The organism is Pseudalkalibacillus hwajinpoensis, from assembly GCF_015234585.1.
In the GTDB taxonomy this organism is placed as follows: Bacteria; Bacillota; Bacilli; order Bacillales; family Guptibacillaceae; genus Guptibacillus; species Guptibacillus hwajinpoensis_B.
On the sequence record NZ_JADFCM010000008.1, the window covers coordinates 1,455,467 to 1,468,535 of the forward strand.

Annotated in this window: 13 protein-coding genes; 12 read left to right on the plus strand and 1 reads right to left on the minus strand. The window is 39.1% G+C overall.

Translation table 11 applies throughout. The features are described from left to right. The first annotated feature begins 17 nt into the window (after window positions 1-17). The 8 genes from IQ283_RS24335 (at window position 18) to IQ283_RS19200 (ending at window position 6,670) form a co-directional block, all read left to right on the plus strand. Window positions 18-152 (plus strand): hypothetical protein, encoded by a 135-nt coding sequence (locus tag IQ283_RS24335; RefSeq protein WP_276511847.1) that lies wholly within the window; start codon window positions 18-20, stop codon window positions 150-152. Between the two features lie 135 nt (window positions 153-287). Beyond that, entirely contained in the window at window positions 288-1,115 is an 828-nt protein-coding gene (locus tag IQ283_RS19170) for an aldo/keto reductase (RefSeq protein ID WP_194221669.1), read from the plus strand. A gap of 82 nt (window positions 1,116-1,197) precedes the next feature. After that, on the plus strand, window positions 1,198-1,758 hold the full coding sequence (locus IQ283_RS19175) for a hypothetical protein (protein WP_194221670.1): 561 nt from the start codon (window positions 1,198-1,200) through the stop codon (window positions 1,756-1,758). Between the two features lie 63 nt (window positions 1,759-1,821). Continuing rightward, the gene (locus IQ283_RS19180) at window positions 1,822-2,568 is read left to right on the plus strand and encodes a pirin family protein (RefSeq protein WP_194221671.1); all 747 of its coding nucleotides are present in this window, start codon (window positions 1,822-1,824) and stop codon (window positions 2,566-2,568) included. 95 nt (window positions 2,569-2,663) lie between these two features. Then, entirely contained in the window at window positions 2,664-3,842 is a 1,179-nt protein-coding gene (locus IQ283_RS19185) for an acyl-CoA dehydrogenase family protein (protein ID WP_194221672.1), read from the plus strand. Window positions 3,843-4,077: 235 nt separating this feature from the next. Next, entirely contained in the window at window positions 4,078-4,227 is a 150-nt protein-coding gene (locus IQ283_RS19190; RefSeq protein ID WP_194221673.1) for a hypothetical protein, read from the plus strand. Between the two features lie 47 nt (window positions 4,228-4,274). After that, the gene (gene dacB, locus IQ283_RS19195; protein ID WP_242057391.1) at window positions 4,275-5,798 is read left to right on the plus strand and encodes a D-alanyl-D-alanine carboxypeptidase/D-alanyl-D-alanine endopeptidase; all 1,524 of its coding nucleotides are present in this window, start codon (window positions 4,275-4,277) and stop codon (window positions 5,796-5,798) included. Between the two features lie 251 nt (window positions 5,799-6,049). After that, entirely contained in the window at window positions 6,050-6,670 is a 621-nt protein-coding gene (locus IQ283_RS19200; RefSeq protein WP_194221674.1) for a hypothetical protein, read from the plus strand. On the opposite strand, the gene IQ283_RS19205 is transcribed toward IQ283_RS19200, so the two are convergent. Beyond that, window positions 6,667-7,695, minus strand: a complete 1,029-nt coding sequence (locus IQ283_RS19205; protein ID WP_408962611.1) for a YeiH family protein — start codon at window positions 7,693-7,695, stop codon at window positions 6,667-6,669. The genes IQ283_RS19200 and IQ283_RS19205 overlap by 4 nt on opposite strands. Window positions 7,696-7,800: 105 nt before the next feature. Here IQ283_RS19205 and IQ283_RS19210 point away from each other — a divergent pair, with 105 nt between their 5' ends. From IQ283_RS19210 to IQ283_RS19225, 4 genes are all read left to right on the plus strand, one after another. Further along, complete coding sequence (locus IQ283_RS19210) at window positions 7,801-8,670, plus strand: LysR family transcriptional regulator (protein ID WP_194221676.1); 870 nt, start codon at window positions 7,801-7,803, stop codon at window positions 8,668-8,670. Window positions 8,671-8,749: 79 nt separating this feature from the next. After that, the gene (locus IQ283_RS19215) at window positions 8,750-10,972 is read left to right on the plus strand and encodes a DEAD/DEAH box helicase (protein WP_194221677.1); all 2,223 of its coding nucleotides are present in this window, start codon (window positions 8,750-8,752) and stop codon (window positions 10,970-10,972) included. A gap of 88 nt (window positions 10,973-11,060) precedes the next feature. Beyond that, window positions 11,061-11,447, plus strand: coding sequence for a VOC family protein (locus IQ283_RS19220; RefSeq protein WP_194221678.1), 387 nt, complete (start codon window positions 11,061-11,063; stop codon window positions 11,445-11,447). 425 nt (window positions 11,448-11,872) lie between these two features. Beyond that, window positions 11,873-13,069: an MFS transporter gene (locus IQ283_RS19225; RefSeq protein ID WP_194221679.1), complete on the plus strand. Its 1,197-nt coding sequence runs from the start codon at window positions 11,873-11,875 to the stop codon at window positions 13,067-13,069.

A 13,069-nucleotide genomic window follows, 5' to 3' on the forward strand; every position in this document is an offset into this window, starting at 1 on the left:
CACAAGGAGGGAAAACAATGAGTCTTTTATTTGGAAAAGGCATGCAGGCGTTCGAACAGGACGCTAAAGCAGAGAAGGAAAAAGTTCAAACGTCTCCTACTGCTCACTTTAACAAGAAGTCTAGATTGAAGCAAAAACCTACGAAAATATAGCCATCCTTTTGGATGGTTTTTTTGTTTCGCTTATTTTGTTTAAGCAGGCACATCCATTTACATAAAAATGTGTAAGATTGAAAAAAATGGGGAACAGTTCGATTGTGATACAAAGTAAATTGGAGGAGATCTTAAATGGCTAAACAATGGACAACAACTACATTACACAACGGTATTAAAATGCCAACACTTGGCTTAGGCGTATGGAAAATGGAAAACAATGAAGAAGTGAAAAACGCGGTTACTGCTGCCATTGACGCTGGGTATAAAGCGATCGACACAGCAGCAGCTTATAAAAATGAGGAAGGCGTTGGTGCTGCGATTAAACAGAACGGCATCGCGCGTGAAGAACTCTTTATTACTTCAAAAGTATGGAATGATGATCAGGGTTATGAATCGACAATAAAAGCCTTTGAAGAAACTATTTCAAAACTTGGTATTGAGACGCTAGATCTTTACTTAATTCATTGGCCGGTAGAAGGAAAGTATAAAGAAACGTGGAGAGCTATGGAGAAGCTTTATAAAGACGGCCGTATTCGCGCTATCGGCGTTAGTAATTTCCATCCGAATCACCTTGAAGATCTAATGAAGGATGCAGAAATTAAACCAATGGTTAACCAAGTTGAATTTCATCCACTTTTAAATCAACAAGAGCTTAGAGACTATTGTAAGCAACATTCCATTCAAATGGAAGCATGGTCACCACTTGCTCAAGGGAAATTGTTGGATCATGAAGTGGTAAAAGGCATTGCAGAGCAGCATGGCAAATCAACTGCTCAGGTGATTATTCGTTGGGATCTTGAACATGAGGTCGTAACGATTCCTAAATCTTCGAATCCAGAGCGCATTAAACAAAATTTTGATGTTTTCGATTTCGAATTAACAACAGATAATATTAGAGCTCTTGACGAGCTAAATCAAAATGAGCGAATGGGACCTGATCCTGATAACTTTGATTTCTAAAATGAAGCCGGCCAAAGTGCCGGCTTTTTGTATGCAACCATTTCTTTTTGGCCTCGTCTACAATTAAAAGGGGGAGTAAAGAGTGGGGAAATGGATTATAGGAGCAACGATTATCTTATTAATTGTAGGTTTTTTTACAGGGGTTTGGTTTACAATGATTCGTAACAATTATCCAGAGGCAGAAACAACAGAATCTGCTTCAATTCAGAAGATAGAAAAACACTCGAATGAAAACGGATACAAATTAGGTGAGCCTTATGTTGAAAAAGGTATGGATGGGAATGAAATGTTTAGACTAGAAGTAAATGGAGTTGATCAAATTCCAGGACAAGAAGATTTACCTGAATTAGAAAAAAAGAAAGAATATATTGGATTTGAAATTTACGCAAAAAACTTCGATGATGCTGCAATTGACTTTAAGCCATATTACTCGAAACTAAAAGTAAACAGTTCTCATATAAAACCAGAGGAATTTGTCATTATCGATCAAGATGGCTGGAACAAATATTGGATAAAGGGAGGAGGTTCTTTTCGAATCGTCTTAATTTATGCAGTCGACCGAAATGCTAAAGAAATGACATTAATCATTACACCAGAGTTTTCTTACAAAGACATCTTATTCAAAGTAGACAATACGAGTTGACAATACTTTGGATTCAAGATAAAATTATCTCGAATTCGAGATAAATACAAGGTGGTGATCTATATGTTGATTCAGCGGTATAACGTAGATCAACAAGGTGTAGGGCAGTTTGACGGAGGAAAAATCACAGAACAAAAACCAATTGGTTTTCCAGGTGAAGGCTCTGAAGTGAAACGAGTAGGTCCTTTATTTTATTGGGCATGGGGGAAGTCTGAGCATGAAGGATACATCCCGCTTCATCCTCATCAAGGTTTTGAAATTATTACTTATGTGATCAGTGGGAAGGCGGAGCATGGAGATTCACTTGGTACAAGAAGTATCGTAGGGCCTGGTGGTTTACAAGTGATGCAGACAGGTTCTGGTGTATCCCATGAGGAGGGGTTTGTTGGCCCTGATATGCAAGGGTTCCAAATTTGGTTTGAACCTCATTTAAGAGAAGCTCTTCGCAGGAAACCTACCTACCAACAATTTGAGCATGAAGAGTTCCAGATAGACGTTCACGATGGATTACGTGTTAAGGAAATACTTGGAGACGACTCTCCTGTAGCTCTCGAAACAGACGTTCATATGTGGGATATCCATATATACCATCCATTCATTTATAATCAACACATTGGGAAAGGACGTTCAGTAAGTATCTTAGTTTTAGAAGGAAGAGGACGAATAAACGAGACTTCCTATGAAGCTAAGGAATTTTTTGTTATTGAAGCAAACGAGTTAGAAGAAATGAACATTCAAGCAGAAGAAGAAACAAGGCTTATTGTCATCGAAGTGCCGACTTCTGTCAACTATCCTTTGTATCGAAAATAGAAAATAAGCTTTTTCCGATCGATTTACTGGAGATTAATTCCCCTTCTAGTGTACGATAGAAAGTACAGATTAATCGGAAAGGCTGGCGTTTGTTCATGAACCATCTTTATAACTCTTTTATTAAAAACGATCGACAAAAGCAGTTGCTTGAATTGGGAAGTAATCTTGCGAATTCATTTGCAACAAGGGCAGACCAAATTGATCAAGAGGGGCGCTTTCCTTTTGGAAATTTTGAGGAGCTGAAAGAATCAGGATATCTTTCGTTAACTGTACAAGAAAAATTTGGAGGAAAGGGCATCAATTTGTATGAGTACGTGTTGCTTCAAGAACGACTTGCAACAGGTGATGCTGCTACAGCACTTTCAATCGGATGGCATCTTGGAATCATCCTTGAGATGAGAGAAGAACAAATTTGGACAGATCAAGTATTTGAAAGACTTTCGCATCTCATCGTTGAAGAAAATGCTTTGTTTAATCGGGCGGCTTCTGAACCTGCAACTGGTAGTCCGACCCGTGGTGGGATGCCTCAAACGAAAGCTGTACTAAAAGAGGATAAATGGATTATAAGTGGTCGTAAATCATTTACATCAATGGCTCCAGGTCTTCAGTATGCGCTTGTCTCATCCCAAATTGGAGAAACAGGAGAAAAAGGCTTCTTTCTTGTAGATATGACAGCTTCTGGTGTTACGATTGAAGAAAAATGGGACACGATGTCGATGAGAGGTACGAGAAGTGATGATCTTGTCCTAGAAAATGTTGAATTACCGCAAGATGCCCTTATTGAGGGACCTAATACTGCCAAAAGTGAACTGCCAAAAGCCTGGCTCTTACACATACCAGCCTGCTATCTTGGTGTCGCGATTGCTGCTCGTAATGAAGCCGTCTCTTTCGCTTCACATTATTCACCAAATAGTCTGCCGGGTCCTATTAAAGAAGTCCCTGAAGTTCAACGGAAAATAGGGGAAATGGAATTGGAGTTAATGAGAGCTAGAGAAATGATGTACTCTGTTGCGTTACGGTGGGTTTCAGAACCCGATAAGAGGAAAGAAATGGGCCCTGAGTTAGCGGCTGTAAAACACGTCGCAACCAATAGTGCAGCAAACGTAGTCGATATGGCCATGAGAATTGTAGGTGCAAGAGCATTATTTAAAGATAACCCTATGCAGCGCTATTATCGGGATGTAAGAGCAGGGTTGCATAATCCTCCTATGGATGATGCAGTTATTTCGATGCTTGCTAGCAATGCCTTTTCAAAATTCGAAGAATCTTCCTAATGGAAGGTTCTTTTTTTTACTCATTGAATTGTTCAGGCGGCGCAAGGTCAAATTCTAATCGTTCGAAATTTCGATAAAAAGCAGTAAAATAGCCCCTATATAGCCGTGTTTTTTCCTGAAAAACCTCTAAATATTACAGCATTCTAGTTCATTAGTTTTAAATTAGACAGAAAAGAAGGAGAAAGTCATTTGAATAGCGAAATAGATCATTAATAAGCGAAGGGAGGGGAGTATAGTGAGAGAACGTCGAACCGTTTCGTTAAGTGGAAGCTTGCTGTTAACGCATCCATGGGGTATTGATCTTAAAGATGAACAAAATCCTAAAGAAGACGGATCTTACGTAATCAATAATCACAAACAGCAGGAGTTGAAAGAAAACAAATGATGCTAATCCAATATATTCTTACAAAAGAAGTCTCATAGATCAGAGCCGTGCGAAATGTTCATCGCTTCGGCTCTATTTTAATTGGAAAGGTTGTGAAGAAGATCGGTATAAAGAAAAAACTAGCTTGTGGAGCCGTTATTTCTGGTTTGTTTTTAGGAAGTCGATATCGCAAAAAAAGAAATGGTAAAATAAATAACGTAAAGACATTATCTCAATCTCTACATAGCATAGTAAATGATGAACGTCTTCATGGCGCGATTGCTGGGATAAGCATCCGTTGTAATCATAGTGGAGAACTTCTCTACGACCATTTTGGAGATTTAAGAATGACGCCCGCTTCAAATATGAAGCTCATAACAGCGGCGGCAGCTCTTGAGAAACTTGGTGCTGACTATCGTTTCAGCACTGAGGTACGAACAGATGGAGAAATACAGGATGGTCGTTTAATGGGGAACCTTTATCTAAAGGGAAAAGGAGACCCAACGGTTTTAAAGGAAGATTTAGATCAATTTGCTTTAGAATTGAAAGCTCTTGGGATTGAACGTATTCAAGGTGATGTTATAGGTGATTATTCCTGGTATGACGAGCAGTACCTATCAGAAGATATGGTTTGGAGTGATGAACATGAGTATTACGGCGCTCAAATCTCTGCCCTCACTATTTCTCCTGATAGGGATTTTGACGCAGGAACCATTATTGTTGAGGTTTCACCAGGAGAAGAAGGCGATTCACCTAAAGTAGTTATTTCTCCCACAGCGAACGATATACAATTAGTGAATAACGCTCTTACGACTTCACCCTCTCACGGGGAAGGGGAATTACATATCATTCGTCAGCATGGTACGAATGTGCTTACAATCAGCGGCACTATTTCGAAGGATGCTTCCCCAGAAAAAAAGTGGATTGCGTTATGGAACCCAGATAGTTACGCCCTACATCTGTTTAAAGATTCCTTAAAAGGACTTGGTATTTACATAAGTGAGGAAGCTTTAAAAAATAAGTCAACTGAAATCAAAACGCTTTTAACTAAACAATCCATGCCTCTTTCTGAATTGCTACTGCCATTTATGAAACTAAGTAATAATGGGCATGCAGAAGTTCTTATAAAAGAAATGGGCAGGAAAGTTAGGGGAGAAGGAAGTTTTTCAGCTGGTCTCGAAGTTGTGAGAACATTCTTAAGAGAAGAAGGATTAGATCCTGATAACATGTGTTTACGAGATGGTTCTGGTATTTCCCAAATGAATTTGATCCAGCCGAATCAGCTATCTTTGCTTTTATTCAAACTTCAAAGCAAACCCTGGTTCTCAACATTTTTGAACTCACTTCCTGTAGCGGGAATCCCTGATCGGCTAGTGGGAGGGACTTTGCGAGAGCGTCTAAGGACTACATCAGCAGAAGGCGTTGTTTTTGCTAAAACTGGCTCTCTAATTGGTGTTACTTCTTTATCTGGATATGTCAAGACGAATAATCCGCTCATTTTTTCAATTATTATTAATAAGTTTCTAGATGAAGAAGAAATGGAAAAAATAGAGGATGAACTGATGATCGTATTATCTTCTACCTTCATGTAATGGTGGGGTAGTGACTGGCAAAATTAAAGGGCGTAAATCGAAAAACGTAATTTAAAAGATAGAATTGTTGAATCGTAAAGCTGATCAATTACATGACTGGTATAATAGTAGTAGACATTTGTAATACCGAGGCAATTTAAAATAGCCATTCGGTCATAACTCCAAGTCAATCTATCAGGGATCAAAACTGTCTATGACGACTTCAAAGTTAGATAATCATAAAGAAAGAGTAGCAAGGGGAGGGGGGTTATATGTTGAAACGATTGTATCAATATCTTTTATTTGTATGTGTGATTTTATCCGTTTCAACGATTTGGTATGAATCTCCCTTTCAACAGGCGATCCTGATCGGCACTTGGATCGTCTTTTTTATTGATTATATGGTCTTTCTTTATTTATCTGAAGATCGATGGGAATATATAAAAAAGCATCCTTTTGATTTAATAGCGCTAATTCCGCTAGATTCAATCTTTCAAGGAGCTAAGCTTGCGAGACTCTATAGACTATGGCGAATTAAAACAATCGCCAAGCGATTTAGTAATCCCATTCTAGGTAAAGCGATGGGTATGTCTCCTCAAACGTGGTTTTTAACTAGTTTTGTATTTGTTATCGTCTCAACATTTCCATTCTATTTCTATGAACCTGTCGTGGATTCTTTTCAAGATGCAGCGATTTGGTCATTAGGTTCGATCATTTTTGTTGGACGATTTTCTGTAGAACCAACTTCTTTTGTAGGTAAATTTGTGATTATCTTACTTACAATTGTAGGAATTCTTCTTCATGCGCTTATTGTGAGAACTGTATTTCGTTACGTGGATTACCTTCGTAAAAAATGGTCATCCACAGAGGATGACCATTCAAATGAAGCCTAGTAAAACCATTTTACGATGAAGAATGTAAAAATGGAAAGAACAACTGATACAATTGTAATAATGGCCATTGGCTTTAGTGCTTTATCTTTCAAATCCTTCAGACTAACACTTAATCCTAGGCCTACCATAGCAGCCGTTAAACACCACGTTGTTATTTCGGTTACCACATTTGTTGCAGATTCAGAAAAGGGAATAATGGGGCCTAGAAGATAAGTTCCTGCGAGACTCATTAAGATAAACCCGATTAAAAACCATGGAAAAGCAACTTTTTGTTTTGTGCCCGCGTTTTTGCGTTTCATCAGGTACATGAAAAGAAAACAAACTGGAACGAGAAGAAAGACTCTTCCTAGCTTTGCAAGCAGCCCCATTGCAAGAGCTGTTTCTCCTCCTGGCGCTGCTGCTAATGCAACGTGAGCAACTTCATGTAGTGAAATACCTGACCATACCCCATATTGACTTTCAGTTAATGGAAGGAATGGGCGAAGAATCGTATATCCGATGGAAAATACTGTTCCAAAAAGAGCGATAATCCCCACTCCAATTGCCGTATCCTCTTCTTTAGATTCCACGATCGGCGCAATTGCTGCAATGGCCGCAGCTCCACAAATCCCTGTACCAGCACCAAGTAAAAAGGTTATGGATGTATTAGCTTTCATTACTTTAGAAAGCCATACAGACGATAAAATAGCAAATGTGATAACAAGCGCGCCAAATAATAATATCGGTAACCCATCTTGAAGGATCAGACTTACATTTAGTTTAATTCCATATAAAATAATGGCAAACCTAAGTATTTTTTTAGATGAAAAAGTGATCCCTTTTCTTAACCATTCAGGATACCCGGCTACTTGCCGATAAACAATTGCGATCAGAATGGCTGATGCGAGTTGACCTGTAAGACTAAATCCTGGCACCATAGCAAGGAAATAACCTAATAGTGCTATAAAAAAGGTAAATGCTATGCCGAGGAAAAATCGCATCTTCTCAGGTATAGTTTGTTGTTGTCTTAAAGTATTAATCATCATGTTCCCCCGTTTCTCTTTCTTTAGTCTACTTCAGCTATTGCTATAAGTGAAATAATTAAATAGAATAAGTACTATAAGTAATAACTTATAGTAAGGGGTGATGACGTGGATCAGCAGTTACACGTTTTCGTTACAGTCGTAGAAAAACGTAATTTTTCTCGAGCGGCAGAGGAGTTACACATGACTCAACCTGCAGTTAGTCAATATATCAAAAGCCTGGAAGAGGCGCTTGGTACTAAACTGTTAGAAAGAAACAATCGATCTGTGGAAATGAACAAGGCAGGAGAAATTGTCTACCACCACGCGAAAGAATTCTTAAATCTTTATTCAAAGATGACGTATCTTTTGGATGACCTAACAAACCGAGCAAGTGGGAAAATTACAATTGGTGCAAGTTATACATACGGTGAATATGTTCTTCCACATGTGATTGCAGCTATTAGAGAAAAGTACCCATTAATTACACCATCTATAACGATAGGAAATTCAAGAGAAATTGGTGACCTTGTCTACTCACACCAACTTGATGTTGGCATTATAGAAGGTGACTATCCAGCTAGAGACATGCAAGTGAATAGCTTCACTGAGGATGAAATGGTTATCGTAGCATCACCATCACATCATAAAGTGAACAGTGGAAAGACTCTTGAACAAGAGATGTGGGTTGTGAGAGAGGAAGGGTCTGGGACGAGAGAAGCTACAGAGAAGATGTGGAAGAATCTCGATATAGAGCCTACTCAAAAACTAGCCTTTGGGAGTACGCAGTTAATTAAAGAATCTGTTGAAGCTGGAATTGGTATAAGTATTTTATCGAAGTGGACAATACGGAAAGAGTTAGAACTTGGTACACTACAAATTCTTGAAATACCGAATTTCACCTATTCAAGGACGTTTTCAATTTTGATGCGCTCTCCCTTTCAAACAAAAGTACTTGAAGTTTTTCTTGACTATGTTCATTCTCATCATAGAACGTAGCACATATGTAGAGAGTTTTTCGTTAGCGTGATATAGTTAGGGAATTGAAAAAGGAACGGATAAAAGGAAGCGATGTAAGATGAAAGAATTGATTGATGAATGGCAATTAGCGCTTCGCGCAGAAATTGCACACCTTAAAAAATTTGGCAGCAGACCAATTAGAATTGTCAATGGAAGGCTGCTATCTTCAGGTGACGATTTTAGGTATTACTTTGATGCACGTATCCCAATTCAAATCCCAACTGGATCAAAGATTCGGCTGGAGATGAAACATATTAAGCGCGAAGGCAGGGTACTGTCTTCAGAAGGAAAGAATGTCATTCTAGCTCTTGAAGCTGGTTTTGGAGAGCGAATTGGAGAGGCAGATCTCTATCATGACCCATGGGAACTGCTAGATGAACTGCATGAGCGTCTTGAGGAAATAAAAAAAAGCAAAAGAAGGTTAGCTAGGGTTAATCGAGTAATGAATCCTCCCACATCTGTGAAGCATCCTGATGATAAGATCAAAAGCCGGCTTCATGAGCTGATTCTACGAACCAAATATAACCCAGTGACGTACGTGTGGGGACCTCCAGGGACTGGGAAAACCCATAATCTAGCAAGAGCCGCTGCGAATCACTTTTTCAAAGGAAATAGCGTCCTGATCTTATCTCATAGTAATCAAGCTGTTGATGTATTAATGCGGGAAACAGCCTCATTTGCTGAAAATAGAGAGAAATTTGAAGAAGGAAAAATTGTGCGGTATGGACAACAGCGCGATGTTTCATCAAATCTGCCGCTTTTTACAGATCAATTGCTTATGACGAAGCATCCAGACCTTGCCAACGAAAAAGAGAGTATTCTTGATGAACGAAAAAAACTGAAGGAGGACTTATCTAATTCCTTTAGTAAACGCGATTCTGATCAGTTATTAAAGCTTGAATCAAAATTAGGAAATGTTTTAGAGCAGATTCGTCGGAAAGAAACTCAGTTTGTAAAAGAAGCAACGATTATAGGCACAACACTAACAAAAGCCGCTATTGATGAGAATATCTATCGGAAGAGGGTAGATGTAGTGATCATCGATGAAGCGAGTATGGCCTATGTGCCCCAGGCAGCATTTGCTGCTTCACTTGGAAAACGCGTTGTTATATGTGGCGATTTTAAACAGCTACCTCCTATAGCGTCAGCACGGCACCCGCTCGTTTCAAAATGGTTAAGAGAAGACGTATTTCACTGTTCGGGAATTGTTGAAACTGTCGAAACCGGTAAACTTCATCCTCAACTCTTTCTTTTAAATGAACAAAGACGAATGCACCCGGTCATTTCAGACTTTACAAACAATAAAATTTATCATTCGCTTGTAACAGATCATCCGAAAACTGCCGTACTTAGAGCACCGATATCAGACCAAGCTCCTTTTAAAGGTATGGCATCTGCTCTAATTGACACAAGTCATACTGGCTATTTTTGTATGACGGGACATTCATCGAAGTCACGAATGAATTTATGGCAGCTTTTTCTAGCTTTTCAAGCAATTTATGAAGCGTTACAAGCGGGGATGTCATCAATTGGTTATGTTACCCCTTATCGCGCTCAAGCGAAGATGATGAATTTATTAATAGACGATCTTTTAAAACATTCTTTTGATCAGGCTGACATTCTCTCAGCCACGGTTCATCGTTTTCAAGGAAGTGAGCGAGATATGATGGTGTTTGATACAGTAGATGGAGAACCAGAATCACGTCCTGGCATGTTATTGAGCGGTCACAATAGTGAAAGACTGATCAATGTTGCGATGACAAGAACGAAGGGGAAATTTATACAAATTAGCAATGTTGATTATATACAAAAACGGATGTCTCCATCAAAAACACTACGACAATTAGTTGATCATCAGCTATTAAAAAAAGAGAGAATTTCTCCTACGCATATAGGAAAGTGGGTAAAGAATCAGCATCCCAAATTGAAGTGGCACCACGCACTGAATACTGACATGATTTTTCAAGATATTCAAACTGCGGAAGAAATCGTTATTTCAATTCCTAAGGGAACAAGGTTAACAGCCGAGTGGGTGAACGTATTAAAAAAAGCAAAAGGTAAGCTGTCCATTATTTCACCAGAGATCGTTCAGTCAGTCCCGATTGCTCACCATGTCGACCATAGTCTGGCATTCCCATTTATAGCGCTTGATCGAAATGTGCTTTGGCTTGGTGTTCCATTTGAAGGGATGAAAGATGTCCTTCCACCCGCAGTTGCCTTGAGACTTGAGTCTACACTTTTTACTGGAGAAATATTGAATCAAATTGTTCCCCGAGATTAATAGAATAATGTTCCTTCTACTTTTCTTCGTTTACGTTACTGTGATAAAGTTACAGGGAATAACGATATGAAAAGAAAGCTGGTGACTTATGGGGATTCAAAAACTGGAACATGTCGGGGTACAAGTAAGAAATATTGAAGCTTCGAAAGGTTTCTATCAAGGGATTATTGGATTAGAGTTACTTGATGAATTCGATCATCCTGATGGTGATAAAAAGCTAGCCTTTCTTGGTTTAAACGGGCAAATTTTAGTAGAGCTAATAGAAGGTTATAATCCTGATTTACCCGCAGAAGGAAAAGTTCATCACATTGCCTTTAAGGTTGAAAATATCGAACAAGAACGCACTCGTCTTCATGACCTTGGTGTAACGTTTATCGATGAAGAAATCAATACATTACCAAACGGTGCAAAATATTTGTTTTTCGCAGGACCTGATGGAGAATGGCTTGAATTCTTTGAATCTACTACTTATTAACTACGAGTGAAATGACTAAAAACCAGCGTCCCATTCAGAAGGATGCTGGTTTTTTCTGTTCAAGAGCTCCAATCCATTCATTTCTGACCGCTCGTCTTCGCTTTTTGTTGTCTAGCTGCGACTCGCAGAAACTACTGGATTTCGCTCTTTCACAAAACACAGAAGGCGTGTTTCTGTTCAAGAGCTCCAATCCATTCATTTCTGACCGCTCGTCTTCGCTTTTTGTTGTCTAGCTGCGACTCGCAGAAACTACTGGATTTCGCTCTTTCACAAAACACAGAAGGCGTGTTTCTGTTCAAGAGCTCCAATCCATTCATTTCTGACCGCTCGTCTTCGCTTTTCATTGTCTGAGCAGAAAACTCTTAATCAAAACAGTGATGTTGTAAGATGGTAGAGAACTTATGTGAGAGAAAGAAGGAATATGTATGGCGAAACAGCAGGGTCTTCAAAAAGAGAAGATCTGGACGCGGGACTTTATTTTTATATGTATGGCAAACTTTTTTATTTTTGCAGGATTCCAAATGACCCTCCCGACGCTGCCTTTATTTGTGAATGAACTTGGTGGAAGCGACCAGCTTATCGGTTTTGTTGTTGGTATTTTCACATTATCTGCCTTGCTTATACGACCGTGGAGCGGTCATGTATTAGAGTCACTCGGAAGAAGAATTATCTTTTTAATTGGCTTAATCGTTTTTGTCATTTCCGTTGGTTCTTATGCGTTTACAGGAAGTTTGATTCTTTTGTTTCTTATGAGAGTAGTACAAGGCCTTGGCTGGGGAATGTCTACAACGGCGGTTGGTACAATTGCAACTGACTTGATTCCTCAAAAGCGAAGGGGAGAAGGCATGGGTTATTTTGGCCTTGCTGGGAATTTAGCGATGGCATTTGGACCAGCTCTCGGTTTATTCTTAATCGCTCTTTCTGGATTTCAAACGATGTTTTTGATTGCCGCTTCTGCCGGTTTACTTTCATTCATCATCGCTGCCTTTATTCGCTATAAACCTGCGAATAAAACACCGATTGAAAGAAAGAAATGGGACATATTTGAGAAGACAGCTTTAATGCCTTCTATTCTTCTTTTCTTTATTACAATGGTCTTTGGAGGAATCGCTACTTTTCTTCCGTTGTATGCAGAACAGCTAGGAATTGATGGAATTGAATGGTACTTTGTCGTATTTGCTGTTTCGCTTATGCTCGTACGTGCTTTCGCTGGACAAATCTATGATCGAAAAGGTCATAAAGCTATATTTCTTCCAGGTGCATTTTTGATTTTACTGGCTATGGTAGATCTAACTTTATTAGCCAATCAATTTATGCTCATTCTTGCGGCTGTGCTATTTGGCATAGGATTTGGCTCCGTTCAACCTGCTCTTCAAGCATGGGCTGTTAATGAAGCACCGCTTCACAGAAAAGGTATGGCTAACGCAACCTTTTTCTCCTTCTTCGATTTAGGTGTAGGACTTGGTGCGATGTTTTTCGGTCTAATTGCTTCTACTTTTGGATATGCTGATATTTATTTAACAGCTGGAATATCTGTCATCATTTCTATGGTGATCTACGTCATTTACTTAAAAAGAAGTGCAGCTGTTCATAAACATAGCGAAGCTGTTCAATGGAAGTAA